At 53.3% G+C, this 25585-nt stretch carries 25 protein-coding genes; 9 read left to right on the top strand and 16 right to left on the bottom strand.

What is annotated here, in order from left to right:
- The first annotated feature begins 20 nt into the window (after positions 1 to 20).
- The 6 genes from IMCC3135_RS19715 (at position 21) to pta (ending at position 7105) form a co-directional block, all read left to right on the top strand.
- On the top strand, positions 21 to 1244 hold the full coding sequence (locus IMCC3135_RS19715; RefSeq protein ID WP_088919164.1) for a TRAP transporter substrate-binding protein: 1224 nt from the start codon (positions 21 to 23) through the stop codon (positions 1242 to 1244).
- 153 nt (positions 1245 to 1397) lie between these two features.
- A complete protein-coding gene (locus tag IMCC3135_RS19710; RefSeq protein WP_236994621.1) occupies positions 1398 to 1871 on the top strand; it encodes a TRAP transporter small permease in 474 nt (157 codons plus the stop codon).
- 10 nt (positions 1872 to 1881) lie between these two features.
- Positions 1882 to 3168, top strand: a complete 1287-nt coding sequence (locus IMCC3135_RS19705) for a TRAP transporter large permease (protein WP_088919162.1) — start codon at positions 1882 to 1884, stop codon at positions 3166 to 3168.
- A gap of 111 nt (positions 3169 to 3279) precedes the next feature.
- A complete protein-coding gene (xsc, locus tag IMCC3135_RS19700) occupies positions 3280 to 5058 on the top strand; it encodes a sulfoacetaldehyde acetyltransferase (protein WP_088919161.1) in 1779 nt (592 codons plus the stop codon).
- A gap of 2 nt (positions 5059 to 5060) precedes the next feature.
- Positions 5061 to 6098, top strand: a complete 1038-nt coding sequence (locus IMCC3135_RS19695; protein ID WP_088919160.1) for a YeiH family protein — start codon at positions 5061 to 5063, stop codon at positions 6096 to 6098.
- Positions 6095 to 7105, top strand: coding sequence for a phosphate acetyltransferase (gene pta / locus IMCC3135_RS19690; protein ID WP_088919159.1), 1011 nt, complete (start codon positions 6095 to 6097; stop codon positions 7103 to 7105). The genes IMCC3135_RS19695 and pta overlap by 4 nt, the downstream gene beginning before the upstream one ends.
- Before the next feature lie 10 nt (positions 7106 to 7115).
- On the opposite strand, the gene IMCC3135_RS19685 is transcribed toward pta, so the two are convergent.
- A complete protein-coding gene (locus tag IMCC3135_RS19685) occupies positions 7116 to 8804 on the bottom strand; it encodes an MFS transporter (RefSeq protein ID WP_088919158.1) in 1689 nt (562 codons plus the stop codon).
- Positions 8805 to 8843: 39 nt separating this feature from the next.
- A complete protein-coding gene (locus IMCC3135_RS19680; RefSeq protein ID WP_088919157.1) occupies positions 8844 to 9626 on the bottom strand; it encodes a GntR family transcriptional regulator in 783 nt (260 codons plus the stop codon).
- A 477-nt stretch (positions 9627 to 10103) separates the two neighbouring features.
- On the opposite strand from IMCC3135_RS19680, the gene IMCC3135_RS35275 reads away from it, so the two are divergent.
- Positions 10104 to 10232 (top strand): hypothetical protein, encoded by a 129-nt coding sequence (locus tag IMCC3135_RS35275; RefSeq protein ID WP_257790393.1) that lies wholly within the window; start codon positions 10104 to 10106, stop codon positions 10230 to 10232.
- Between the two features lie 42 nt (positions 10233 to 10274).
- Here the strand turns inward: IMCC3135_RS35275 and IMCC3135_RS19670 are convergent, their stop codons facing one another.
- From IMCC3135_RS19670 to IMCC3135_RS19640, 7 genes are all read right to left on the bottom strand, one after another.
- Complete coding sequence (locus IMCC3135_RS19670; RefSeq protein WP_088919156.1) at positions 10275 to 11258, bottom strand: ABC transporter ATP-binding protein; 984 nt, start codon at positions 11256 to 11258, stop codon at positions 10275 to 10277.
- The gene (locus tag IMCC3135_RS19665) at positions 11251 to 12297 is read right to left on the bottom strand and encodes an ABC transporter ATP-binding protein (protein WP_205737623.1); all 1047 of its coding nucleotides are present in this window, start codon (positions 12295 to 12297) and stop codon (positions 11251 to 11253) included. The genes IMCC3135_RS19670 and IMCC3135_RS19665 overlap by 8 nt, the downstream gene beginning before the upstream one ends.
- A complete protein-coding gene (locus tag IMCC3135_RS19660; RefSeq protein ID WP_169727495.1) occupies positions 12287 to 13438 on the bottom strand; it encodes an ABC transporter permease in 1152 nt (383 codons plus the stop codon). The genes IMCC3135_RS19665 and IMCC3135_RS19660 overlap by 11 nt, the downstream gene beginning before the upstream one ends.
- Positions 13435 to 14415 (bottom strand): ABC transporter permease, encoded by a 981-nt coding sequence (locus IMCC3135_RS19655; protein ID WP_257790430.1) that lies wholly within the window; start codon positions 14413 to 14415, stop codon positions 13435 to 13437. The genes IMCC3135_RS19660 and IMCC3135_RS19655 overlap by 4 nt, the downstream gene beginning before the upstream one ends.
- Positions 14416 to 14514: 99 nt before the next feature.
- The gene (locus tag IMCC3135_RS19650) at positions 14515 to 16455 is read right to left on the bottom strand and encodes an ABC transporter substrate-binding protein (protein WP_088919153.1); all 1941 of its coding nucleotides are present in this window, start codon (positions 16453 to 16455) and stop codon (positions 14515 to 14517) included.
- Positions 16456 to 16492: 37 nt separating this feature from the next.
- Complete coding sequence (locus IMCC3135_RS19645) at positions 16493 to 17647, bottom strand: mandelate racemase/muconate lactonizing enzyme family protein (RefSeq protein WP_088919152.1); 1155 nt, start codon at positions 17645 to 17647, stop codon at positions 16493 to 16495.
- Positions 17648 to 17663: 16 nt separating this feature from the next.
- On the bottom strand, positions 17664 to 19226 hold the full coding sequence (locus IMCC3135_RS19640) for a sulfatase family protein (protein ID WP_088919151.1): 1563 nt from the start codon (positions 19224 to 19226) through the stop codon (positions 17664 to 17666).
- 196 nt (positions 19227 to 19422) lie between these two features.
- Between IMCC3135_RS19640 and IMCC3135_RS19635 the strand changes: the two genes are divergently transcribed.
- Complete coding sequence (locus IMCC3135_RS19635) at positions 19423 to 20085, top strand: GntR family transcriptional regulator (RefSeq protein ID WP_088919150.1); 663 nt, start codon at positions 19423 to 19425, stop codon at positions 20083 to 20085.
- 57 nt (positions 20086 to 20142) lie between these two features.
- Here the strand turns inward: IMCC3135_RS19635 and IMCC3135_RS19630 are convergent, their stop codons facing one another.
- Entirely contained in the window at positions 20143 to 20544 is a 402-nt protein-coding gene (locus IMCC3135_RS19630) for a phosphopyruvate hydratase family protein (RefSeq protein WP_205737622.1), read from the bottom strand.
- A 151-nt stretch (positions 20545 to 20695) separates the two neighbouring features.
- On the opposite strand from IMCC3135_RS19630, the gene IMCC3135_RS19625 reads away from it, so the two are divergent.
- Positions 20696 to 21154, top strand: coding sequence for a MaoC family dehydratase (locus tag IMCC3135_RS19625; RefSeq protein ID WP_088919148.1), 459 nt, complete (start codon positions 20696 to 20698; stop codon positions 21152 to 21154).
- Positions 21155 to 21213: 59 nt separating this feature from the next.
- On the opposite strand, the gene dapA is transcribed toward IMCC3135_RS19625, so the two are convergent.
- The 6 genes from dapA to tenA all read right to left on the bottom strand — a co-directional run bounded on the left by dapA (position 21214) and on the right by tenA (position 25584).
- Positions 21214 to 22089: a 4-hydroxy-tetrahydrodipicolinate synthase gene (gene dapA / locus IMCC3135_RS19620; protein WP_088919147.1), complete on the bottom strand. Its 876-nt coding sequence runs from the start codon at positions 22087 to 22089 to the stop codon at positions 21214 to 21216.
- A 244-nt stretch (positions 22090 to 22333) separates the two neighbouring features.
- The gene (locus IMCC3135_RS19615; RefSeq protein ID WP_088919146.1) at positions 22334 to 22936 is read right to left on the bottom strand and encodes a thiamine phosphate synthase; all 603 of its coding nucleotides are present in this window, start codon (positions 22934 to 22936) and stop codon (positions 22334 to 22336) included.
- 1 nt (position 22937) lies between these two features.
- Entirely contained in the window at positions 22938 to 23717 is a 780-nt protein-coding gene (locus IMCC3135_RS19610) for a thiazole synthase (RefSeq protein WP_236994619.1), read from the bottom strand.
- 4 nt (positions 23718 to 23721) lie between these two features.
- Positions 23722 to 23919 (bottom strand): sulfur carrier protein ThiS, encoded by a 198-nt coding sequence (gene thiS / locus IMCC3135_RS19605; protein ID WP_088919145.1) that lies wholly within the window; start codon positions 23917 to 23919, stop codon positions 23722 to 23724.
- Positions 23903 to 24919, bottom strand: a complete 1017-nt coding sequence (locus IMCC3135_RS19600) for an FAD-dependent oxidoreductase (RefSeq protein ID WP_088919144.1) — start codon at positions 24917 to 24919, stop codon at positions 23903 to 23905. The genes thiS and IMCC3135_RS19600 overlap by 17 nt, the downstream gene beginning before the upstream one ends.
- Positions 24919 to 25584 (bottom strand): thiaminase II, encoded by a 666-nt coding sequence (gene tenA, locus IMCC3135_RS19595; protein WP_088919143.1) that lies wholly within the window; start codon positions 25582 to 25584, stop codon positions 24919 to 24921. The genes IMCC3135_RS19600 and tenA overlap by 1 nt, the downstream gene beginning before the upstream one ends.
- Position 25585 lies beyond the last annotated feature (1 nt).

Raw genomic sequence — 25585 nt, 5'->3', positions numbered from 1 at the left:
AAACAAGGAGTCGAATACTCATGAGCAAAAAGACACCACTCGACCGACGTGGATTCTTGCGAATCGCAAGTCGATACGGCTATACCTCTGCACTGCTGGCTGTTGCCGGAACAGTAGGGCCACTGACTCTGGAAGGAGTAGGTACTGCCGCTGCTGCGACTGAGGCGGATAGAGACAAAACAACACCGGTTAAAACGCTGAAGTTTGGCGCCTCGGGATTCAATGAACAGAACCTGAAGATTCAGGAATCCGGTCAGCTCTGGTTTGCCCGCCAGCTGGAAAAAAACAGCGACGGTGCACTGAAGATCGATTTCATTGGTAGCAACGCGATCTGTAATCAGCTCGATTGTGTCAAGAAGACGCAGCAGGGCATTGTTGATCTGTTTACGGCAAGTACTCAGAACTCAGCGGGTTCGGCGCCATACTACAACGTGCTGGATTTTGCCTATATGTTCCCCAGTCGTGCAGCTCAGCATCACTTTTTCTATCATCCAAAAAGTGAAGAGCTGCTGCGTGAACCCATGCGTCGTTTGCACAATATCCAGTTCCTCTATACCCATTGTGAATTGCGTGGTCTGATGCTGGGCAAGAAGTTTTCTGATGCGCCAACCATTACCAGCATTGACGAGCTGGCTGGTACCAAGAACCGTGTTACTGGCACACAGCTTGGACGTATTGCCATGCAGTTGATGGGACTGAATCCGGTGCCGATTGCCTGGGAGGAAACACTGGACGGTCTCAAGCAGGGATTGATTGATGGTGCTGAAACCTGGATGGGTGCCGCGGCCTACGCCAATATGTCACCCGTACTGTCACAGGCTGTTGATCTGAAGTTCTTCTGCGGTACTGAGCATACAGCCATGAACAACGACACCTTCGAGTCCTTGCCTGCCCATTTGCAGGACATTGTCATGGAAACATCCTTCGAAGCGCAACAATATACGCAGCGTGAGCAGGAGCGAGCACTGATCGAAGTGGTTGGTGCTGTCGAGAACCCACCGGCAGGCACAGTGTTTGGTGATAATGGTGTTCGCGTGGCGACCTTGTCTGATGAGGAAATCAAGAAGGCCGAGCAGATGTGTTCCCCTGAATTCCAACCGGCAGAGTGGGAGCAGTGGCGCTCACGCCTGAACAAGATGTCAGGTGGTCTTGATGTGTACAAGGAAATCTACGACATCGCTCGTGAGATTCCGGCTGATGCTGATGTGGCATCGGTTGAAGCCCGCCGTTGGTGGCAAGGATAGGCTTTAACGAGTCTGCTGTTCCTTCTTCCTGGGGGAGCCTTTGTGCTACCCCAGGTTATTCCAGAGTGTTTTTACCCCTAAGGGTGTTCTCCTATGAAAGCGTTGATGGCCTGTCTCAGGTGGCTTGATCGAAACGTGGAACGAGTGCTGATCTTGATCGCATACTCGGCCATGGCTTTGATCATTGTCTATGCCGTATTCGAGCGTTTTGTATTGAAAACGCAAATTCCGTGGAGTTCATCCATACCGATCTATCTGTTCCTGTGGGTGACATGGATCGGTTGTTCATACAATGTTCGCAAGCGCAGTCATCTGGTTTTCAATGACATTCGTCTGCGACTGCCTTACGCCTTGCAGTATGCCTGCATGTGGCTGGATGCCATTCTGTGGCTGGTCTTTGCATCAATAGTTGTCTATTTCACGATAGAGCAGACCCGCCTGGTGCAAATGAACTGGGCCATCGTGCAGGGAACCGACAATGTCATGCAGTGGTGGTTCTACCTGGCCACACCGGTTGCCTGGGTGCTGCTGATGATCAGGGTGGTTCAGAATCTGATCGATGATATTCGCCGCTTCAGAAAGCGCGAAGATTTTATCCTCGATATTCAAGCCATCGGACAGGACTGAGGAGATCATCATGGATCAGGGAATGTTGATAGGTTTAGTGTCGTTCGGTGTTTTTCTGCTGTTCTTGGTCGGGGTGCCCATTTTTCTGGTCATCGGATTCTGGGTGGTGGGTGTGTCCATCATCATCGACTTTACGTTGGCCAATATCGGTTTCACACTGTTTGAAGGTCTGAATTTCTTCGGTCTACTGTCGCTGCCACTGTTCATTCTCACGGGGGACTTGATTGCCGCGGCGGGTATAGCCAAACGACTGGCCGACTTTGCTCACGCCTGTCTGAGCTGGATGCGTGGTGGTCTGGGGCTTGCCACGATCAGTTCCTGTGGCCTGTTTGCTGCGATCTCTGGCTCCAACTCTGCAACCACGGCGACCATTGGCGGCATCATGCATCCGGTATTGGTGAAGGATGGCTATGATTCGCGGTTCGCAGCAGCGACGGCTGCGGCAGGTGGCACGGTAGGGATCATCATTCCACCGTCAATCATCTTCATTGTCTATGGCTTCTTGATGAATCTGTCCATATCGGACCTGTTCGTTGCTGGCATCATGCCAGGCATACTGATGGTCCTGGCGATGCAGGGTGTCTGCTGGTACCTTGCCAAGAAGAATGGTTGGGGTTCGGTAGAGCCTTTGGATATGAAACGGGTAGGGCGTACTGCTCGACGGGCCTATCTGGGATTCTTTGCCATCTTCATTGTTATCTATGGCATCTATTCAGGTATCTTTTCACCAACCGAGGCGGCGGCCATTACCGTAGGCTTCTGTCTGATAGCAGGTTTGTTGTTTACTCGGGAAATCAAGTTTCGGGAAATCCCTACGATCTTGCTGCGCTCCGGTCAGTTGACCGGCATGCTGGCGCCGATGATTGCCATATCGATCGTCATGCAGCAGGTTTTCGGTTTGCTGGGTGCTGCCGATGCGGTTGCCAACTTCGTGGCCTGGTTTGGCGATAGTGAAGTGGTGGTGCTGCTGGTGTGTATGGGAATCGTCATGGCGGCTGGTTGTATTCTTGAAAGTCTGCCCGTGACCGTGATATTTGCACCGATCCTGGCACCTATTGCCATGGCCCACGGTGTCGATCCGGTTCACTTCAGTGTCATCTTTCTTGTCGGTGCTGCGATCGGCTTTATCACACCGCCTTTTGGTCTGAATCTTTTCGTTGCCAGTGGCACCACAGGTATTCCTTATTCGAAGATTGTGCCCTTTGCACTGATGTATCTGGGAGGCCTGTTGATAGCGTGGTTGTTGATCGCCTTTGTTCCCTGGTTCTCTCTGGCGATGGCACCTGGCCTTAGCTAAGTAACAATCTTTATTGTACTGTCCGGATCAACGGATTGATCCTCGTAGTTTTTAAGTTCATGCGCGTTTCACTCTAATTCACCCCTACTGGTTTTAGCTGAGGTATTTATCATGAAAATGACCACTGAAGAGGCGTTCGTAAAAGTCTTGCAACGTCATGGCATCGAACACGCGTTCGGTATCATCGGTTCCGCAATGATGCCTATTTCGGATCTGTTTCCTGCGGCCGGTATCAAGTTCTGGGATTGCGCGCACGAGTGCAACGCGGGAATGAGTGCTGATGGCTACACGCGTGCCACTGGCAAGATGTCCATGGCTATCGCACAGAATGGCCCGGGAATCACAAACTTTGTAACGCCGGTCAAGACGGCTTACTGGAACCACACACCCATGTTGCTGGTAACGCCTCAGGCTGCCAACAAGACCATCGGTCAGGGCGGTTTTCAGGAAATCAAGCAGATGGCTCTGTTTGAAGACATGGTTGCCTATCAGGAAGAGGTTCGTGATCCTTCGCGTATTGCCGAGGTTCTGAATCGCGTCATTCTGCAGGCTCACAGACTGGCAGGCCCTGCACAGATCAACATTCCTCGTGACTACTGGACACAAGTCATCGATATCGAATTGCCACAGGTTTTCCGTCTGGAACGACCACGTGGTGGTGAGCAGGCCATCCAGGATGCTGCCGCTTTGTTGTCAGAAGCAAAATTCCCTGTCATCCTCAATGGTGCCGGAGTTGTGCTTGCCGGTGGTATCGATGCATCAGCCAAGTTGGCCGAGAAGCTGGATGCGCCTGTTTGCTGCAACTATCAGCATAACGACGCCTTTCCTGGCAGCCATCCTTTGTCGATGGGCCCGCTTGGCTACAATGGTTCCAAAGCTGCCATGGAAATCATTTCCAAGGCCGATGTGGTTCTGGCCCTGGGCACACGTCTCAACCCGTTCTCAACCTTGCCTGGTTATGGCATCGATTACTGGCCAAAAGATGCGAAGCTTATTCAGGTTGATATTAACGCCGATCGTATCGGACTGACCAAAGCGGTTGCCGTGCCTATCCAGGGTGATGCCAAGCGAGTGGCCGAACAACTCCTGGAGCAGCTGTCAGCCTCTGCTGGTAACGCTGATCGTGCAGAGCGCAAATCTCTGATCGATCAGACCAAGAAGCGCTGGAGCCAGGAACTGGTATCCATGGAGCATGAAGATGATGATCCGGGCACTAACTGGAACGAACGGGCTCGTGAGCGTGAACCGAAAAAAATGTCACCGCGTAACGCGTGGTTGGCAATTCGTGATGCGATGCCGGCTGATGCCATCATCTCAAGCGACATCGGCAACAACTGCGCGATCGGTAATGCCTATCCAACCTTCGAGCAAGGTAGAAAGTATCTCTCGCCAGGTCTGTTTGGTCCTTGCGGTTACGGTTTTCCTGCGATTCTGGGTGCGAAAATCGGTTGTCCTGACGTACCTGTTATCGGTTTTGCAGGTGACGGTGCATTCGGCATTTCGATGAATGAAATGACTGCCTGTGGACGCAACGACTGGCCACCTATCACTATGGTTATCTTCAGAAACTACCAATGGGGTGCTGAAAAGCGCAATACCACATTGTGGTTTGATGACAACTTCGTGGGTACCGAGCTGGATCTGCAAGTCAACTACGCAAAAATTGCTGAAGCTTGTGGCCTGAAAGGCGTTCAGGTTGACAGCACTGAGGCGTTGACCGAAGCGCTGAATACCGCGGTCAAGGAACAGATGGAAGACGGCGTAACGACCTTCATCGAAATTCTGCTGAATCAAGAGCTGGGCGAACCCTTCCGTCGTGATGCCATGAAGCAGCCAGTTTCTGTTGCAGGTATTGATCTGGCTGACATGATTCCTCAGCAGACGGTTTGACGTTGACTACTTTCTCTTTGAAAGGCTGGGCCGAACAACAGTTCGGCCCAATTGACGGGCTTGTGCAGGGAATAGCTGTTGCAACCGTCATTGGCATTTGTGCTCAGTTCTTGTCTGAGCACTATGGCGCCCCTGCCATGTTAATGGCTTTATTACTGGGCATTGCATTTCACTTTCTGGCCGAAGAGGGCCGTTGTGTATCGGGTATCAACTTTACGGCACGAACCGTATTGCGTATGGGGGTTGCCTTGTTGGGAGCGAGAATCAGTGTCGAGTTGTTAATCGGGCTGGGTGTCGAGCTGATCGGGCTGGTGGTACTGGGCGTCGTGGTTACTATCCTGTTTGCCTGGGTAGGTGCGAAATTTCTGGGACGTGGCTGGCGTTTTGCTCTGTTGACAGGTGGTTCTGTTGCTATATGTGGTGCCTCGGCTGCCATGGCCATTGCGGCAGTACTACCCAAGAATGAACACTCGGAACGCAATCTGCTGTTCACGGTTCTGAGTGTGACGGTTCTGAGTACGATTGCCATGATCGTGTATCCGATTATTGCGCAGACCCTGGGTATGGATGAACAGATGATTGGCGTATTTCTGGGTGGCACTATTCACGATGTTGCTCAGGTGGTGGGTGCCGGATTCTCGGTGTCAGATGCCGCTGGTGAAACGGCTACTCTGGTCAAACTGATACGCGTCAGCATGCTGGCCCCTGTGGTACTGCTGTTTGCCTTGATGTTCAGGAATATGGAAAGTGATGCGGATGAGAGTGGCAAGCCTGCTGTCAAACCACCACTTGTCCCTGGTTTTGTCATTGCCTTCATGGTTTTTGCTGGCCTTAATTCACTGGGTCTGATCCCTGCCGTAGTTGCATCGTTTCTGAGTGAATTGTCGCGCTGGGCACTGCTGATAGCGATTGCTGCAGTGGGTATGAAGTGCTCCTTGAAAACCATCTTTGATGTCGGTGGTCAGGCCATTATTCTGATTGTGGCGGAAACCGTTTTCCTTGCGCTATTCATTCTGGGCGGACTCTGGTATCTCAAATGAGTATTCTTGAATCAATCATGAGTCGGGCACGCGGTCTGAATCAACGGATCGTGTTGTCCGAAGGAGAAGATCCAAGAATCGTTGAAGGCGCTGTGCGCGCCTTCAACGAAGGCCTGGCGCAGCCGGTTCTGGTGGGCAAGGCCGGACAGGTTGAACCACTACTCAAGCAGTTTGGTGGTTCATCGGAATCCATTGAAATCATTGATCCTGCCAATTCGCAACTGACGCCTGACTACGCTGCTGCCTATCATGCATTGCGTGCCCACAAGGGCGTGGATGCTGCCATGGCCCTTGAGGCTGTCACCGGTAATCCCCTGGTTTTTGCAGCTATGATGGTGCGTGAGGGGCAGGCGGATGCCACTATCGGTGGTGCGATACATACGACAGGCGATACGGTACGTGCCGCATTGCAGGTCATTGGTCGGGCAAAGGGTGTGAGTACGGTATCGAGTTTCTTTCTGATGTTTCTTGAACAGGAACATCATGGCACGCCCCGGGTGCTGGTGTTTGCCGACTGTGCTCTGGTTATACAGCCGAGTGTGGAAGAGCTTGCGCAGATTGCCGTGTCATCCGCAACCTCCTTTGAGGCTCTGTCGGGTGAGACAGCGCGGGTTGCCATGCTGTCTTTCTCAACGGCGGGTAGTGCGAAGCATCCTCTGGTTACGCATGTCATCGAGGCTACTGATCGTGCCCGTGAACTGGCGCCTGAACTGATGATCGATGGTGAGTTCCAGTTTGATGCAGCGTTTGTACCTGACATCGCTGCTCACAAGGCGCCTGATTCCAAACTGGCAGGTAATGCCAATATCATGGTATTTCCTGATCTGGCTGCCGGTAATATCGGTTACAAGATTGCCCAGCGTATTGGTGGTGCCATCGCGATTGGACCGATATTGCAAGGCTTGGCCAAGCCTGCAAATGATCTTTCGCGAGGCTGTAATGCCGATGATGTGTACAAGCTGATTGCCGTTACTGCTGTTCAAGCGGGTGCTGGTGTAGCGCCCTGAACTTTTAAGGCTAGTGTGGCACCTCTTCGAATCGCGGTTCCTCATATCCTTCGATATGGGGTTCTGCGAGTTTAGGGACTGTTTGTCGTTCAATCATGCGGCGTACCTTGGGCGGCTCATTACCACGGTGCAGAGCGTGGAGTGTTTCTGAGATGCCCGAGTCGGAGACGGTTCGGCGCTGATTGTGGCGAACATATTCCACCCAGGTCGCTACATAATATTTCTCGGTCCAGATATTGGGGTGCTCCAGGTCACGCAGCAGTGACCATCGTCGGGCCCCATCACGCAAGCGGATACGACGACGTGCGGCCATGCCCGCCAGAAAAGCCGGTATGTCATGTTCGGCAATATCAAAATCGACAGTGACCATGATGGGGCCGGTTTGTGGCGCCAGTTGTACCGCCAGCGTCGGCTCGATAAAGCGGTTGAGCGGATCAAGATTCAAGCGATCGAACTCGGGTAGCGGTAGCAGATAACCGATGATGCTGCCCACTATCAGTGTCGCTGCGGATATCATCAGAGCCAGCTGCAAGCCATGTTGTTCTGCAACCAAACCCCAGATCCAGCTACCCCCTGCCATACCCGCAGCATTGCCCATCATGTAGAACGACAGTGCTCTGCCAACCACCCAGCGTGGTGTTGATAGCTGCAAGGAGACATTCAGTAAAGCGTTGGTGGTTACCCAGCAGGCACCACAGATGAGCAAGGCGATGGCTGATAACAGCATGCCATGACCAGCCGACAACAACAGTACGCCCAGTGCCATGCCGATAAAGGTACTGCGCACGATCGTCTCGTTGTTGAGTTTTGCGCGAATGCGAGCATTGTTGAGGGCCCCGATGACGGCACCTATTCCAAAAAATCCGAGTAAAAAGCCGTAGGTGGAAGCACTGCCGTTCAGGGCGTCACGAGCGACAAGCGGTAGTAGTGCCAATACCGAAACACCGGTCAGGCCGAAGAGGGAGCCGCGCAGGATGATGCGCAACAGATTCGGAGAAAGCCCCACATAGCGAATACCCGCAGCAGCTGCCTGGCCAAATCGTTCACGCGGTAGTGTGCGCTCGGACGGGGGGCGGCTCCACAAGGCGAGCGCCAGAATCATGGCCAGATAACTGACGGTGTTCAGGGTGAAAGCGGTGGTCACACCCGCAGCCACAATGACGAGACCGCCCAGGGCCGGGCCAATGCTGCGCATCAGGTTGAATGACATGCCGTTGGCCATGACAGCTGCCGGCACCTGTTCACGGGGAACGATATCGCCGACCGAAGCCTGCCAGGACGGGTTGTTCAAGGCGGCACCAGAACCGATGAGGAAGGTAAAGAACAGCAGCATCCACGGGGTCAGTACACCGAAGTAGGTAGCCAGCGTCAGACCCAGAGAGGCCAGCAGCATCAGTGTCTGTGCCACCATCATGATACGGCGGCGATCATAGTTGTCAGCCAGCACTCCGGAAACCAGAGACAAGGCCATGATCGGTAGTGTGGTTGATGCGGTGACCAGAGCCACCATGTATTCCGAATCCGTCAGGGTGGTCATGGCCCAACCGGCGGCGACCGCCTGTATCAGGCCGCCCAGGTTTGAAATCAGTGTTGCAAACCAGAGTGAGCGAAAGACGGGGTTACTGAAAGGCGCAAGTGACGAGCTTGGTTTTATCGGACTGGCAGTTTTTTTCTGGGTGGAATCAGAGGAGTTGCGCATGTGTTCGAATCAACCGGTTTCCAGTGAAGTGCTTTTTACCTACTTGGACGAGCGTCGACGAGAGCGAGGCGTGTCTGCATTTTGCTGCTCGATGAATTTAAGCAACTCAGGGAACGCGGTTAGCTGTTCTATCTCGCGTTCAAGGGGGCCCAGATGATCAATCATCGCTGCTTCTGAGGCATCCGGATCGCCGGCCTTGATGCAGTCAACGATGTTCTGATGCGCCTTGAGTACCTTCGCCCCATGGCGTAATTGAAACTCGCGTTTGAGATGCCGGATTCGATAGACTTCCGACTGGGTTCGGCGCATCACATCCCAGACTCCCGGCAGGCCTGCCATTGTGAAAATGGCTTGATGCAACAGCTCGTCAAGCTGGAAGAACTTTGAGTAATCGTCTTCTTTCAGAGCCGCCTTCTGGCGTTTGATGATGCCGCTCAGGTCTTCATCGGACTGGTAGCTTGCAAATCTTTCGGTAGCGCGTCGGACGGCACCGGTTTCGAGCTGGATACGGATGAAGCAGGCTTCGATATAGGTGCTGATACGTACGGGTGTGACGTAGGTACCGCTTTTGGGTATCACGTAAACCAGTCCGGCATCTTCGAGCCGGATGAGTGCTTCGCGAACCGGTGTGCGGCTGGCGTTGAGTGCCTCTGACAATTCCTTTTCAGACAAGAGTTGTCCGGGCAGCAATTTTGTCGTGGTTATCAGTTCCCAGAGAATGGCATGGATCTGGTTGACCATGCTTTCCTTGCCGGATAGCGAAAAATCGCTGAACAGTTCCGAGAATGGCTGCACATTATCCAGTGATTTGTCGTTGGCCATTCTTATCCGTTCTTGAGTAGTCGATAAAGGGAAAAAATCAGAATAACAGATATAGGTATAGGCGACAGCGCATGACACCTGGGTTAGTCAGGTTTTGTCCGAATCTGCGAGTACTGAATCAGCTGGCGCGAATGATAGTCGGGTGCTCAGAAGTTCGGTGAATACCTGCATTGACAGCACTAAAGAAAGCTATTCGGGTTACTCATCAAGTTCATCGGATCATTCTGCGTCAAGCCACATATATACTAGATGTGTCAAACTAAGATGTTAATATGTTTCCCGATACAAGTCCATTGATTCGCACGAAGCGGGAGCCGATCTCAACAATGTGCTGCTGTTGCGCAATGGCCGAGGCAATATGGTTGGGCCTGCCTATACGCTGAGATACATTCCGGCCCGTGAAGATCTCAATCAGCTGGAGGTTTTCGGAAACCCCGAGCATCCTCAGCGGCCCTCATCGCTGATGAGGCGGCCGAAATGACCTGTTTTGAAGACTTTGTCACTGAACGGGTGCTTGAAGGCGCCAGCATCATTGGCCTATACCCGGCAACGCATCCGGAAACGCTTGAGCTGTTCGCAGCCTGGCGCTTGAAAGCAGGCCGCTAGAAGCCGGCTGATCGGTCGTTCCGGTTTCAGGGGCCTGAGTTGTCATAACTCTCCCGCATAGTGACAAAGTACATCGGCCCCATCGATCGTTTTCCTTGGCGGGGCTTGTGTCAGACACAGATCAGTGGCATGTGGACAGCGAGCTGCAAAATGACAGCCTGTATTTGTCGATGTCCCGTCTTTGAGTGCAACCCGTTTTTTCCGGTTAAGCCTGGCGCGCGGATCTGGCACCGGTACGGCGCTTAACAGAGCGCGAGTGTAAGGGTGCTTCGGATTGTTGAACAATTCATCGGTGGTAGCAAGCTCGACAATCTGGCCAAGGTACATGACGGCTATCCGGTCGCAGATATGTTCAACGACCGCAAGATCATGAGCAATGAAGACGTAGGTCAGCGAAAATTGTTCCTGCAGATCCTGCAACAGGTTCAGGGTCTGTGCCTGTATGGAGACATCCAGCGCCGAGACGGCTTCATCGGCGATGATCAGCTCTGGCTGAGTTGCCAAGGCCCGTGCAATGCCCAGACGCTGGCGTTGACCGCCTGAGAACGCATTGGGGTAACGCAGCAGGTATTCAGGTCGCAAACCGACTTTTTCAAGTAAATCGGCGACTCGAATTGAAAGTGCCTTGCCGGAAAGATTCTCCGTTTTACGCAGACATTGACCGACAATGTCGATTACCCGCAGGCGTGGATTCAGTGAAGACTGGGGGTCCTGGAAAACCATACGCAGGTCTCTCCAGACACTACGCAGCGCCTTCTTGTCGCAATCGACCAGCTCAATGATTTCCTTGTGTTTTCGATGAAAGCGCACTGAGCCGCTGGTGGGATCCAGGATACGCATGAGACAACGACCCAGTGTTGTCTTGCCACTGCCGCTCTCACCAACAATACCCAGTGTCTCACCGCGATAGACGTCAAACGAGGCGTTGTCTACGGCTTGAACGATATTGGGGTTGCCTCCGAACAGGCCTCCGCCACTGCGAAACTGCATGTTCAGATCTCTGACCTGCATTATGGCATCAGTCATCTGTTGTCTCCTGCGAATGAAGAAAGCAGGCAACCTGCGAATCATCGTGTTCGACCAGCGCGGGTTGCTTCTGATCGCAGACGCCGGGCATGAAACTGTCACAGCGCGTCCGGAACGTACAACCAGAAGGCACTGCAAGAGGGTGGGGGACCATGCCGCGAATGGCCGGCAGTCGAGCCTTGCGGCTAGCGCCGATACGTGGCACGGATTTGAGCAAGGCTCTGGTATAGGGGTGTTGAGGGTTTTCGAAAATTGAGAAAACGTCGCCCTTTTCCACAATTTTTCCCATATACATCACGGCAACATCCTCGGCTACCTCGGCAACGACTCCCAGGTCATGAGTGATCAGCATGACACCCATCTCCAGCTCTTCCTTGAGCTCTGCGATCAGATCGAGGATCTGTGCCTGCGTTGTCACATCCAGTGCGGTCGTTGGTTCGTCAGCGATCAGCAGACGCGGACGGCAACTCAGGGCCATTGCAATCATCGCTCGCTGGCGCATGCCACCCGATAATTCGAAGGGGTAGGAGTTGAGGCGTTCAGCAGGTTTTGGAATACCGACCTTGTCCAGTAACTCGATGGCAATCTCCTTTGCCTCGGCTTTGGAAATTTTTCGATGTAGCAGAATCGTTTCGGTAATCTGCTTGCCGATGCGGGTGATCGGGCCTAGCGATGACATGGGCTCCTGAAAGATCATGGCAATATCATCACCACGAATCGCCCGCAATTCCCTGGAGCCTTGCCTGGCGGCGGCAAGGTCGATGCTGCGACCATCAGCCGAACGATAGACAATGCTGCCCTCTGTAATTCTGCCCGGTGCATCGACAATTCTGAGGATCGAGCGTGCCAGAATCGATTTGCCGCAGCCGCTCTCTCCCAGTACGCATAAGGTGCGATTACTGAATATTGAAAGATCCACCCCGTTGACGGCCTTGACGACACCGTCATCGGTAAAGAACTGCGTCTTCAGGCCAGAGATCTCCAGTAGAGGCGGGCCCTCGGGTTTGCTGATGGTCGCCATTGCTGGGTCAGTGTGCATGAGGGTCTGCTGCATCACGAAGTCCGTCTCCTAGAAAGTTGAGGGCCAGCACAGCGATAACGATCATCGTTGCCGGGGCGATCAGAAGCCAGGGAGCTTCAATAATAGTGCGTACGTTTTGTGCCTCTTTGAGTAAGGTGCCCCATGAGACTACGGGGGGCTGCAGGCCGACACCCAGAAATGAGAGCGAAGTCTCGGCCAGTATCATCAGCGGTACCGCCAGAGTCAGAGAGGCAATGATATGACTGGAGAACGAGGGCACCATGTGTTTGCGTATGACTTCCATATCGCTCAAACCATCGAGTCGGGCGGCAATGATGAAGTCTTCAAACCTGAGTGACAGGAATTTGCCCCGAACTTCTCGGGCCAGACTGGTCCAGCCAATCATCGACACGATCAGCGTGACAACGAAATACGTTCTCAAAGGTGGCCAGTCAAGTGGTATCGCCGCGGCCAGTCCCATCCACAGGGGAATGGTGGGAATGGAGCGTATGAATTCGATCAAGCGCTGAATCAGATTGTCGACCCAGCCGCCGAAGAAGCCTGAAATACCTCCCAGAGTGACGCCAACAAACAGCGATACGATGACACCGATCAGGCCGATCGACATCGACACTCGTGTGCCGATGATAATACGACTCATGATATCGCGGCCCAGTCGGTCCGCACCCATGAAGTAGACGCTCTGTTTTGGGTCCACCGGGCCGAACAGATGCACCTTGCTGGGGAATAGTCCCAATAACTTGTATTCGTAGCCTTTGACGAAAAAACCGAGTGGAATTATCTTTTCCTCATCAGTGACAAAGATTCTGCGCATGGCCTTGCGATCGATCTCCAGCTTCAGTCCTTTGGCATGCAGTTGAAAGTCAGTACCACCCTGGGCGTTGGGAGCAAAGAGGTGTATTCCCTGAGGCGGTGCAAAGGCACGTCGGGTACTGGTCTTGTGGATATCTGCCGGAGTCATGAATTCCCCCACCAGTGCCATGAGGTAGATGAAGGCGACAATGTACAGACTGTACCAGGCGATTCTGTGTCGTTTGAACTTGCGCCATGTCAATGCTCTTGGGCTGAGTAGCACGGGTGCGGGAACATCATCCGCATCCTGGACTGGAGTTGTAGTGGTGCTCTGACTCATGTTCATTGGTAGCGAATTCTCGGGTCAATCCATGCCAGGAGCAAGTCTGAAATCAGTGTTCCGATCACCGTCAGCAGGCTTACGATCAGGATCAATGATCCGGCCAGATACATGTCCTGTACCAGCAATGCTCGCAGGAGTAGTGGGCCGGTGGTCGGCAGGTTCATGACGACGGCGACAATGATTTCTCCTGAGACCAGACTTGGCAGAATCCAGCCGATCGTCGATATGAATGGGTTCAGGGCGACACGCACAGGGTATTTCATCAGAAGCTGGAATTCGGACATGCCCTTGGCACGTGCTGTGACTACGTAGGGTCGATAGATCTCATCGAGCAGATTTGCACGCATGATGCGAATCAGAGCGGCGGCCCCTGAGGTTCCGACAACGACAATCGGCATCCAGATATGCTTCAGAAGATCGATGACCTTATCAAAACTCCAGGCTGCCTCTATGTATTCGGGACTGACCAGGCCGCCAACACTTTGCCCGAAAAACTTGAAGGAGACGTACATCATGACCAGTGCCAACAGGAAGTTTGGTACTGCCAGGCCAATGAATCCGAACAGGGTCGCGGTATAGTCGCCAAACGAATATTTCTTGACTGCCGAGTAAATTCCGATGGGAAGTGCCGTTACCCAGATGAATAACAGCGTCATTATCGAAATGCCGAATGTCCAGCCGAGCCGGTCCCATATCAGATCGGTCACGAGAACATTCTTCTCGAATGAAATACCGAAATTGCCGTGCAGAAGAATGCCCTTCATCCATTTGTAATACTGCACGTATATGGGCTGGCCGAGGCCATATTGCTGACGTAAGGTCTCGACGACCGCCGTATTGTCAGACCCTGACTCCCCCATGTCAGCGGCAAGGGAATCAAGATAGTCACCCGGTGGTAGCTGGATGATTATGAAGGTGACGATTGACACCAGAATCAGCGTCGGAATCATGTACATGATCCGTCGCAGGCAAAACCCCATCATTGTCTGATACCCCTGAGGTGTTTAGAACGCTAAGGTGATTTGATTGTTGCAAGACGTCGATGTCCGGGGCAGGCGCCCCGGACTTCGCATGCTTGCTCAGGGCAGGTTGGTGCCGCCTTCAAAATACATCTGGGCGGTATAAGGCGCTGGAAACCAAAGCTGTCCGGCAATAGGCAACGGATCAGGAACGTTGCGCATGTTGTTGCGGGCAATTCCGAATACCGGGTTGTTCTGCACCAGGCCAATAGTGAAGAACTGCTCCATTGACATGTCGAGTAGCTCTCCCATCCTGTTTTTCATTTCTTCAGGTGTGGGGGCAGCCTTGACTTCGTTATAAGCGGTAAAGATGTCTTTGACTGCCTGCGGAGGTTCTTCGCCACGGGTATTGTCTACACCCCATTCAGCCCAGAGTCGCGCCCAGCTGACGGAATTGCTGATCATCGGTACATAGCACAATGGCGCGGTATAAGCGTCAGCCTGGCCACCTGAACAGTTCCACAGATAGGCATCCTGTTCATTAGCGGTATGCAAGGAAATCAGTCGTGAGCGATCAGTTGCCCGTACCTGTATATCCAGGCCGACATCAGCGGCATAGCCTGCAATCAGTTCCATGGCATCCGGGTATTGCAGACCAAATACATCAGCTACCAGAAAAACCAGGGTAAAGCGTTTGCCATCAGGGCCAAGGCGGAACCCTTCGTCGTCGCGCTTGTCGAGTCCGGCCATGTCCAGATGCTTGTTGGCCAGCTCGGTATCAAACTCGGTAAACTGCTTCAGATACCATTCCTTGTAGAGTTCTGAGCCTTCTCTGGGAGCAGTCTGGGCAGGTATTGCAGCACCGAAGTACAACAGATCGATGATCTCCTGACGGTTGACGGCATGACTCAGACCGATACGAAAATCCTTGTTATTGATGACTTCGCGCTTCACCGGGTCAGGATGATTCAGGTTGAGCATGAGAATCATGATATTGCCCGGCAGATCGCCGACATCGAAAAAGTGATATTTTCCACGTTCCATGTTGTCGGTCAGTGAGGCCTTGTTGGCAGGACGGCCCACATGACGCAGCATATAGTCGATCTCGCCGTTGAAGGCTTTCAACAGGATGGTCTCGACATCTTCTACCTGATCGTAGGTTATGCGATCGATATAGGGTAGTTGCTGGCCTTTCTCGTCAACCTTGTAGTAGTAGGGGTTGCGTTCTGCCACGACACGTTCGGTTGAACCGTAGGCGTTGCGCAGGTTCCAGGCGTGCAAGGTAGGGCGATCCGGATTTTGCCAGAACAGAGGGGTGTCCATCGGCCCTGCTTTCAGATTGAACAGTTGTATCCAGTCTGCTGCGGCAGGTTCTGCATCAACCAGTGTCTGCAGATCAGGGTTGTACTTCTCCATGAACTGACTGAGATAGTGCTTCGGGTAAGCGGTGACGTGATAACCGAAGCCGTAGGCCATGTTTTGCAGGAACAGGCCGTTGGGTGACCCGAAGTTGAACTCGACTTTGTAGTCATCAATCTTGCTGACTTTGACTGGCCCTGTGGAGCCTATGAAGGTTGGATCCTTGTTGGGTGTCAGATCACTGTTCAGAAATATGTCCTCGTACCAGAACATGATGTCATCAGCGTTGAAGGGCGCACCATCGGACCAGCGCATGCCCTCACGTAGCTCGAAGATGAAGCTGGAGGCGTCTGCTGATACTTCCCAACTCTTGGCAATGTTGGGACGTACTTCGGTCCAGTTGGCATCCCAGCGCACCAGGTTGTCGCTGCCAATGGTACGTACCAGGTTGTGCTGATCGCCACCTCCCAGAATGGCACGTCGCAAAGTACCGCCATATTCTCCGGGCTGTTCAACGACCTCAAGTACCAGAGGTTCCTTGGGCAGGCGCTCATCAACGGCGGGCAGAGTGCCTGCCTGCACCTGTTCATCCAATGAGGGTGCCTGCTCGTAGGCGTATGCGGGCATTACTGTGGCAAACGCCATAATGGCACCTGCTACCCCCGTTTCCAGGTATTTTATTTTGTTGTTTTTGGTGGTCATAGCTCCTCTACTGTGGTTGGTGTGTATTTTTATAAATCTACCAGTTGGTTACCGATCCATCCGGACGTCGCAGATGGGGAGGTTCGACATGTAATGGGGTTTGCTTTCTGATGATCTCTTCGTTGACTTCGACGCCTAGCCCCGGGCCATCGGGTACAATATAGACAGCTCCATCCATCTGTACTTGTTTCGGAAAGATTTCGGGATCATGAAAACCGAGTTGTTCAACTGAGGACTGGCGTGTTTCAAGCCAGCTGAAGTTGGGTACTGCGGCTGAAAAATGCACGGTTGCGGCAGTGCAGACAGGACCCAGGGGGTTGTGTGGCATCATGTCGACGTAATGAGCTTCACTCCAGCCGGCCAGCTTCATGGCTTCGGTGAAACCGCCAATGTTGCAGATATCAACCCGCATGTATTGCGTCAGGCCACGTTCCAGGAAAGGTGCTGCCTGCCATTTTGAAGAGAATTCTTCGCCGATGGCAAACGGAATCTGGGTAAGTGTCCTCAGGCTGGCGTAGGCCTCGGGAGACTCGTCGCGAATGGGTTCTTCAATATAGTCGACGGTACCGCTTGGCATCATGTTGCAGAAGCTGGCGGTTTCTGCCACTGACAGGCGATGATGCAGATCGATACCCAGACAGAGCTGGGGCCCGAATTCCTTGCGTATCTGCTTCAGTTCCTCTGCGGCGATGACCATCGCGGTACGAGGATCAAAGATCTGGCCGGTTTCAAAGCCTGATGAGTTGATACGCACGCTGGTCCAGCCATCCTTGACCAGTGTTCTTACATTGTCGACTAGCTCCTCGATGCTGTTGCCGGTACAGCAGCCAAAGGTAGGAATGACATCGCGTTGTTTACCCCCCAGTAGCTGATAGACCGGCACCTCCAGGCGTTTGCCCAGAATGTCATAGAGAGCAATATCGATTGCTGACATGGCAGCCGTCAGTACACGTCCGCCTTCAAAGTATTGACTGCGGTAGGTTTCCTGCCAGATTCGCGAAATATTTCTTGAATCCTGGCCAATGAGGAATTCGGAAAAATGCCTGATGGTGGCGGCTACCGATTCTTCTCGTGCAGAGAGTCCGGACTCACCCCAGCCGACAATGCCGCTTTCTGTCGTCACTTTCACCAGCAGCTGGTTACGGATGCCGACGCGGGCCAGTATGGGTTCTATGGATGCTATTTTTGTCATGGAATCTGGTTTTCTGTTAGTGCCAGCCGACACGAGGGGCCACAGGTATCTGATCGTCAGGCCGGGAGTTGATCATTGACAGGTGTTCGGCCTGGGTTTTTGCATACCCGGGATCGCCAAACAGATTGTGCATTTCATGGGGATCCTCCTGCAGGTCGTACAGCTCGCCGGTGTCAGTTCGCAAGTCGACGGACATGCGATAGCGTTGACTGCGTACTGTGCTCAGATCCATGCCGATACCACTGCGTGTTTCATCAACCTCCCATTCATTGAGTGCAAAGTCGCGGCTTGCCGTGTTCTGCAGGAGGCCGACGAGTGATTCACCGTTATCAGCGCTGACCTGCAGGCCGCACATGTCAGCCAGGGTTGCGCGAATATCGAGTGTGGATACCGGATCGTGGACTATTTTTCCAGCTGGAATATTCGGTCCGCTCATGACGTAAGGTACTCGCAACAGCCCGTCATACAACATTGGCCCCTTTAGCAGCAAGCCATGATCACCCAGCCATTCACCGTGATCGCTGGTGAATATGATGATGGTGTTCTCCAGCTCGCCCCTTTCTTCCAGAGCATCCAGAATGCGGCCCACCTGATGATCGATGGCGGTAATCATGCCGTAATAGAGTGCGGTGATATCTCGCAATTCAGTCTCTGTCAGAGCTTTGGATTCTCCCCAGTCCTTGCCTGCTTCTGCATGAGGTCGTTTGACGTTCTTGCGTATGGGGCTTTCCAGAAAGGCTCGATGCCACCAGGGACGATTGTCCAGATCCAGTTCACGGTGTTCCGGAATGTCGACCTCATCAGGGTGATACATGCTGGCCCAAGGCTCGGCAGCAAGGAACGGTGGATGCGGATCAGGGAAGGAGACCCAGGCAAACAGGGGTTCATCACCCATGTCTTGAATCATGTCTACCGTGCGATCAGCAATCCAGGGGGTTGAGTGCCATTCATCTTCCAGTGCCGAGCGCCAGACTTGCAGATGAGTGGTATCTGGCAGGCCTTGCGGGTTGGCATGCACCTTGGCTTTCTCCCAGCGTTGACGACCGGCATTGTCCGTGTTCAGATAGTTTTCATAATGCAATGTGTACGGAGGATCGTTCCACGCGCAGTGATGATGTGGGCGAAGCAACAGTTCGACAGATTCGAATCCGAAGTAGGGGCCACCCCAGTCAGCCGGATAATCCGCAGTGCTGTAATAGCACTCGGGCTGGCCGGTGGCATTGAATGTTTCATGGGTAGATAGGTGGGCTTTGCCAATGAACTGAGTTTGATAACCCGCCTGTGAAAATATTCCCCCCAGGCCATCGGCACCAAAATGATTGGCCAGATTGCGACCGTTGTCACGTACACCATGGGTGTAGGGCAGCTTGCCGGTGAGTATGGAGGCGCGTGCTGCCTGACACATGGGGTGTGGAGTTATGCAGGTGTCAAAACGGGTGCCGGCTTGTGCGATTCGATCGATATGGGGAGTTTTGACACCGCGCGGCTGATAGCCGACACAGTCTCCACGTTGTTGATCCGTGGTGATCAGAATAACGTTGGGACGCTTTACCTGGCTCGGAATTCCATCATCAGGCATGAGTGCAGTCCTCATTTGTAAACCGAATAGAAAAGAGTTTCACGACCATTAGCTCCCTGTGATTAGAGTATCTGAGAGACAAAGTATCATGAAAGCGAAGAAATAATATATTATTTGAATCACATGAACGATTTTTGTTGATCTATACAGGCTCGAACGGGTTAAATACGTCTACTAATTTGAATGACACATCACCTTGACTTCCAACGGCACTGAACAAGAAGAGACGAACTCGCTCTATGAGGCGGTTCTGAATGATATTTCTACCGGCGAACTGGAGGGCGGACAACGCCTGAAAGTTGCTGAGCTGGCCAGGCGTTATGGGGTCAGTACAAGTCCGGTTCGCGAAGTCCTGCGACGTATGCAAGGCGAGGGCTATGTCGTGATCAGCCCGAATCGCGGGGCAACGATTCGCATGGGTGATGCGAATACCATTCAGAATATCTTCGAGATACTCGAATTGCTGGAGCCTTATTTTGTCGCCTGGTTTGCCGAATTCGCACCGCCAGATCTGCTTGACGAGATGGAAGCGATTCAGGAAAAGATAGAGAAAACACCTATCTCCGAGCTGGCTGTCTTTCGCAAGCTGGACTATGAGTTTCATTGGGCGATCTGCAAGCGACATTACAACCAGCCTGCGGCTGAGACCTGGTACAAGCTGCGACGGGCATTGAATGTCTACGGGGCAAAGCTGAGTATCAAGACGCCGCGACATGAAACCATTCTCGTGGAGCATCGCGCACTGCTTGCAGCGTTACGCAAGAACGATGTGGAAGAGTCTCTTGCCGTTATCAAGCGCCATACCGGAGGCTCCTTCAAGCAGATGTCGCAACAGATGCGTGTTCTTGGGATTACCTGAAGGCAGGACGACACTGAGTCGGATTGCTCAAGCACCGGTCTCCGGATTTGACAGGGTTCAGCTTTTTACTGATTGTCTTGCCCACCAGGTATCCGCCAGCGGCAGGCCTTTTACGAAAGAATCCGGGCCGAGCTGGTCAGCTATACGCAGGCATTCATTCCATTTGGCCATGCGCTCGGAGCGGGTAAATGAGCCGACTTTCAATTGGCCGGCATTCAGACCGACGGCCAGGTGCGCGATGGTCACATCTTCGCTCTCACCGGAACGGGCCGAGACGACGGCACGGTAACCGCGTTGTCGTGCCGTGGACAGGCAGTCCAGTGATTCTGAAATGGTGCCTGATTGATTGACTTTGATCAGAACCGCGTTGCAGGCACCCTCATCAGCCGCCTGTTCAACTAATGGTGCGCTGGTTACCTGGTAGTCGTCACCGATGATTTGCAGGCGGTAGATCATCACAGACTTTGTCTTGCAAAATACTTCTTTGATCCGTTTTACCGGTTCGATTGTTCAGGTTTAATCAATCATATATAAAACATCATTTTACAAATGAATATTGGCGTTGTATTGTACTGCCAGAACCCAATACCTCAATGGCAGTGAGTACAGGATGATCGTCCAGCAATTTTTCGAGGACCATGAAATCGGGGCCGGTCGGCAGACCTTCGGTCGCACGATTACAGAAACCGATTTCGTTGTACATGCAGGTCATAGCGGTGATTATTTCCCGCATCATATGGACGCTGAATGGTGTGCAACTCAGGAGTTTGGCCAGCGCATTGCGCATGGCACGATGATATTCACCATCGGTATAGGTCTGTCAGCGAGCGTGATCAACCCGGTCGCTTTCAGTCTGGGATATGACCGACTACGATTTCTGAAGCCTGTGCATATAGGCGACACGATTCACACCGTTCTGGCGATCAAGGACAAGTATCCGGACAAGAAGCACGCTGATCATGGTCGTGTCATAGAGTCAGTCAATGTCATCAACCAGGAGGGGGTCTGCGTTTTGTATTGCGAACACATCTACCTGGTTCAGCGTAGGCCGTCCGTGGATTCTGATTGATCGTTGATATTTAACGACCAAGCCCACCCGCAATCGAGCGTGGGACGGGCTTGTAGTTATCAAAGAAGATTCAGGGACTGCAGGGCCAGGTCAATTTTTTCCTTGGTAGAGTCTTGCAGGGTAACAATCGGCAGGCGCACGGTATCTGTGCATAAGCCAAGTCGTGAGCAAGCGTATTTTATGCCTGCAGGACTGGGCTCCAGGAACAGGGATTGATGCAATGGCATCAATGAGTTCTGTATGTCTCTGGCAGTATGGAAATCATTATCAGCACATGCTTTATGCATACTGGCACACAGGGCCGGGGCGACATTGGCTGTGACTGATATACAGCCGTTTCCGCCTGCGGCATTGTAGGCGACTGCGGTGCCATCCTCGCCGGACAGCCAGGAGAAGGGCTTTGTAATAAGCTGTCGCTCGACAGCGGGTCTGGCCAGATCGGTTGTGGCATCCTTGACGCCGACAACGGTAGGAAGAGTTGCCAGGCGGGCCATGGTGTCGGCAGAAATATCGACAATGGCTCGTGCCGGAATGTTGTAGACAATGATGGGCAGCTCATTGCTCTTGCTCAACACTTCGAAGTGCCGGAACAAGCCTTCCTGGCTGGGCCGGTTGTAGTAGCCGGTGACATGCAAGGCCCCATCGGCGCCTACCTTGTGTGCATAGTCATGAAATTTCAGGGCCTCTGAGGTGTTGTTGGAACCGCAGCCAGCAACGACAGGGATTCTCCCGGCTGCCTCTTTAACGACAAGACGCACGATCTTGCGGTGCTCTTTGGCAGACAGTACCGGAGATTCGCCCGTAGTACCTACCGGAACCAAACCATCAGTGCCGTTCTGGATATGCCAGGCAACCAGCTTGCGCAGTGCCAATTCATCGAGTTCGCCATTGGCGTTCATGGGGGTGATCAGTGCGACGTACGATCCTGCAAACATGATGGTGCCTCGTTTGAGGCGAACTTTTACGGATTCCAGAGCGAAAAAAACTCCGGGAGCCGCAAAGGTTCGCCGGAGTTTTTTAAAAAATTGAGCCGGTTCTAAGCGCGCGCAGTGTTGACTGCCGGTTTTGAGAAATCCGGTTTAGAGAGCTGGACATTCTGGCTTGAAGTATTCATGCGCAGTAAAGATAGCGGTATTTCCTGCTCTCTGTCAAGTATTCTGGCTAAGGCAGAATCCGGCTTCAAGCTCCCTTCTGAGTCACTGCCAACCACTGTGTTATGCGTGCCAGCGGATCGGCATGGGTAGCGATATCGGTGACGACACAAACAGAATCAGCACCGTGCTCGAAGGCACCCGCTGCGCGTTCGGGTGTGAAGCCGCCGATAGCAACCAGAGGAATATCACCGATCGAATCTTTCCAGCGTTGCAGTTTGGGCAAGCCCTGGGGGCGCCAGGGCATTTTCTTGAGCAGTGTTGCGTAGACGGGGCCCAATGCAATGTAATCCGGCGAGTGCGACAGGGCGATATTCAGCTCTGCCCGATCATGTGTACTGATACCAAATTTGATGCCTGCCGCCTTGATGGTCTCCATCTGTGCCGCCTGCAGATCCTCCTGGCCCAGATGAATAGCCTGGCAGCCCTCATCTATTGCCAGCTGCCAGTAGTCGTTGATGATCAGTGAGCAACCGGCCGATTCGCACAGTTGCCGGGCACGCCTTATCTCACGGCGGCAATGTTCGACCGAGCCGTCCTTGATTCGCAGTTGCACGCAGCGAACGCCGGCTGCCAGAAATTCTTCGAGATGATCGGTTTCACCGACGATCAGATAAAAGGGATGCAGCATGTCACAAGTCTCGAAAAGGGGTGCCCAGCACCGGCGTGGAAGGGGCGGCCATGTCCCGTGGCAACATGGGCTGAGCTTGCCAGGCGCTTCGACCTGCCTGGACTGCAAGCGAAAAAGCCCGGGCCATGGCAACAGGGTCGCCTGCCTTGGCTACCGCGGTATTCAGCAAAATGGCATCGTAACCCAGCTCCAGTGCGTCAGTCGCATGCGATGGCAAGCCAATGCCGGCATCGACGATCAGAGGCACGTCAGGAAAATTTGCCCGTAAGGATTTCAGGGCGTAGCGGTTGTTCAAGCCTCTGCCACTGCCTATCGGTGCCCCCCAGGGCATCAATACCTGACAGCCGGCGTTGAGCAGTCGCTCGGCAACGACCAGGTCATCGGTGGTGTAGGGAAATACCTCAAAGCCTTCGTCTATCAGAATGCGGGCAGCTTCGACCAGGCCGAATACATCGGGTTGCAGCGTGTCATCATTGCCAATGACTTCCAGCTTGATCCAGGGCGTCTTGAAGAGCTCTCGAGCCATGTGGGCGGTGTTGACAGCCTCTTTCACGCCTCGACAACCGGCGGTGTTGGGCAGCACCCGGACATTGGCCGATTCGATCAATGACCAGAATGCCTGGCCGGATTTCTCTGCACTGGATTCGCGGCGCAGAGACACGGTGACCACTTCACAGCCAGAGGCTGCGATCGCATTGAGCATGATCTGTGGGGAAGGGTACAGTGAGGTACCCAGAAACAGGCGTGATGTGAGCGTTGTACCATAGACAGTCAATGACACCGGATCAGCCTCCTGACATCGGGGCGATGATGTCGATCGAATCATCTTCAGCCAGTTCACACTCAGCCCTCTGACCAACAGGCACAAATTCCTGATTGACCGCCGTGGCGACTGTTTCTGGTCGATGGCCAAGCTCTTTCAGCAAAGCATCAAGTCTGGTGCAGTTCACGGTTGCTTTCTCGCCGTTAATCATGATTTTCATCGACTACCTCTTCGTCAATATTGCCTTCCAGTACCAGAGAAACGGCACGTTGCGCCATGGCTGGCGCGCATAGAAACCCGTGTCGGTAAAGACCGTTCACATAGACAAGCTGGCCGCGTCTTCTGAGGCGGGGCAGGTTGTCTGTAAACGCGGGGCGTACATCAGTGCCGATCTGCACAATAGCGGCATCTGCGAATGCCGGATGCAGAGCATAGGCACTGGAGAGTAGTTCCATGACAGAGCGCGCCGAGGCATGGGTTCTGTCATCACTTTCGATCATGGTAGCACCGACCATGAACTGATCATTGCTGCGCGGAACTATATAGATCGGATGACGTGGGTGTAGCACTCGCACAGGACGGCTCAGTGTGATCTCTGCGGTTTCCAGTATCAACATCTCACCCTTCACGCCTCGCAGATCGCTGAGGCTATCGCGCGCGGCCAGGCCTCGGCAATCTATTCTCCAGCCACCGTCGGGTGCACTCTGTAAATACTGATCATCCAGCCTTTCATTGAAGACGGCGGTAAAGAGCTCGCTTGCAAGCAGTCTGTCCAGCAGTGCCTGCAGTGTCTCACGAGGGTTCAGGTGCGCCTCCTGTGGATAGTGCAGGCCCAGGTCGAATCGGCCATCGATATCAGGTTCCAGTTCGCCAATCTGGTCTCGGTTCAGTTCCTGATAGTCGGTGGTGCGCTGTGCAAACTGTCTGATATCCGCCTGGTCGCGTCGGTGGGCCAGAACCAGAGAGCCGCCGCTGTGCATGGACTGACTGTGTTGTTGCCAGTAACGCAGACTTTCCTGCCCCAGCCGAAATATCAACGGTTCTGCACTTTCGCTTTCACACCAGGGCGCCAGCATGCCACCTGCCCACCATGAGCAGCAGCTTTCGTCGATGCCGTTACTGGCGCTGCGTAGCGTGACCTGACAACCTTTTTCAACAAATGCCTGCGCGCAACACAGACCAGCGACCCCTGAGCCGACGATTTCGATAATCGGGAGCATCAGCTGCAATCCAGTCCCATCTGCCAGAAGTCGATTTCCAGTCGCGTGGCGGCATCGAAGGTCTGTACCAGCGTGTGCAAACGGGCACCATCAAGATTTGATAGCTCAACCGCATTGCAAGCCTCCCGGTGAGCATCAGCAACCTGCTGATATTCATCGCCTGCGTAGAGATTGATCCATTCAGCGTATGGGTTGTTTTCAAGGACCAGAAACGGTTGTGCCAGCAGCCAGTTGGCAATCTGGCCATACCCCAGAATACATGGGGCCAGTGCTATGTTCAGGTCCAGCAGCTCGCCTGCCATGCCGCGCTCCATGACATAGCGGGTGTAGGCCATATTGGGTGTCGACTCGATGGTGTTTTCCAGCTGCTCTTGCGAGATGCCCCATTGATGGCAGTACTGGATGTGCAAGTCCAGTTCGACATCCACAATACCGGACAAAGAGGCATTGGCCCTTTTCAGTTCTGTCAGATTACGACTCTTGAAGGCGGCCAGGCCAAAAGCACGAGCAAAGTGAATCAGAAAAAGGTAGTCCTGTTTCAGGTAGTGCTCGAAACAATGGCGCGGCAGTGTGCCATCGGCCAGCTGTCTGACAAAGGCGTGCTGAGTGTACTGCTGCCATTGCGGTTCGCATTGGCTCTGCAGATGCTCCAGAAGTGTCGACATG

This window comes from Granulosicoccus antarcticus IMCC3135 (assembly GCF_002215215.1).
Taxonomy (GTDB): domain Bacteria; phylum Pseudomonadota; class Gammaproteobacteria; order Granulosicoccales; family Granulosicoccaceae; genus Granulosicoccus; species Granulosicoccus antarcticus.
Note: the sequence above shows the minus strand (reverse complement) of the source record. Positions and strands in the feature narration are given on the sequence as shown.

Bases quoted from the DNA above. Each gene is read 5' to 3' on its own strand.
- IMCC3135_RS35275 (WP_257790393.1), top strand. From the start codon at position 10,104: ATGACCTGTTTTGAAGACTTTGTCACTGAACGGGTGCTTGAAGGCGCC.
- IMCC3135_RS19715 (WP_088919164.1), top strand. From the start codon at position 21: ATGAGCAAAAAGACACCACTCGACCGACGTGGATTCTTGCGAATCGCA.
- IMCC3135_RS19680 (WP_088919157.1), bottom strand. From the start codon at position 9,626: ATGGCCAACGACAAATCACTGGATAATGTGCAGCCATTCTCGGAACTG.
- IMCC3135_RS19600 (WP_088919144.1), bottom strand. From the start codon at position 24,919: ATGCTCCCGATTATCGAAATCGTCGGCTCAGGGGTCGCTGGTCTGTGT.
- IMCC3135_RS19615 (WP_088919146.1), bottom strand. From the start codon at position 22,936: ATGCTGCATCCCTTTTATCTGATCGTCGGTGAAACCGATCATCTCGAA.
- IMCC3135_RS19645 (WP_088919152.1), bottom strand. From the start codon at position 17,647: ATGACAAAAATAGCATCCATAGAACCCATACTGGCCCGCGTCGGCATC.
- IMCC3135_RS19685 (WP_088919158.1), bottom strand. From the start codon at position 8,804: ATGCGCAACTCCTCTGATTCCACCCAGAAAAAAACTGCCAGTCCGATA.
- tenA (WP_088919143.1), bottom strand. From the start codon at position 25,584: ATGTCGACACTTCTGGAGCATCTGCAGAGCCAATGCGAACCGCAATGG.
- dapA (WP_088919147.1), bottom strand. From the start codon at position 22,089: ATGTTTGCAGGATCGTACGTCGCACTGATCACCCCCATGAACGCCAAT.
- IMCC3135_RS19665 (WP_205737623.1), bottom strand. From the start codon at position 12,297: ATGCACACTGACCCAGCAATGGCGACCATCAGCAAACCCGAGGGCCCG.
- thiS (WP_088919145.1), bottom strand. From the start codon at position 23,919: ATGAAAATCATGATTAACGGCGAGAAAGCAACCGTGAACTGCACCAGA.
- IMCC3135_RS19660 (WP_169727495.1), bottom strand. From the start codon at position 13,438: ATGAACATGAGTCAGAGCACCACTACAACTCCAGTCCAGGATGCGGAT.
- IMCC3135_RS19655 (WP_257790430.1), bottom strand. From the start codon at position 14,415: ATGGGGTTTTGCCTGCGACGGATCATGTACATGATTCCGACGCTGATT.
- xsc (WP_088919161.1), top strand. From the start codon at position 3,280: ATGAAAATGACCACTGAAGAGGCGTTCGTAAAAGTCTTGCAACGTCAT.
- IMCC3135_RS19650 (WP_088919153.1), bottom strand. From the start codon at position 16,455: ATGACCACCAAAAACAACAAAATAAAATACCTGGAAACGGGGGTAGCA.
- IMCC3135_RS19640 (WP_088919151.1), bottom strand. From the start codon at position 19,226: ATGCCTGATGATGGAATTCCGAGCCAGGTAAAGCGTCCCAACGTTATT.
- IMCC3135_RS19705 (WP_088919162.1), top strand. From the start codon at position 1,882: ATGGATCAGGGAATGTTGATAGGTTTAGTGTCGTTCGGTGTTTTTCTG.
- pta (WP_088919159.1), top strand. From the start codon at position 6,095: ATGAGTATTCTTGAATCAATCATGAGTCGGGCACGCGGTCTGAATCAA.
- IMCC3135_RS19670 (WP_088919156.1), bottom strand. From the start codon at position 11,258: ATGACTGATGCCATAATGCAGGTCAGAGATCTGAACATGCAGTTTCGC.
- IMCC3135_RS19625 (WP_088919148.1), top strand. From the start codon at position 20,696: ATGATCGTCCAGCAATTTTTCGAGGACCATGAAATCGGGGCCGGTCGG.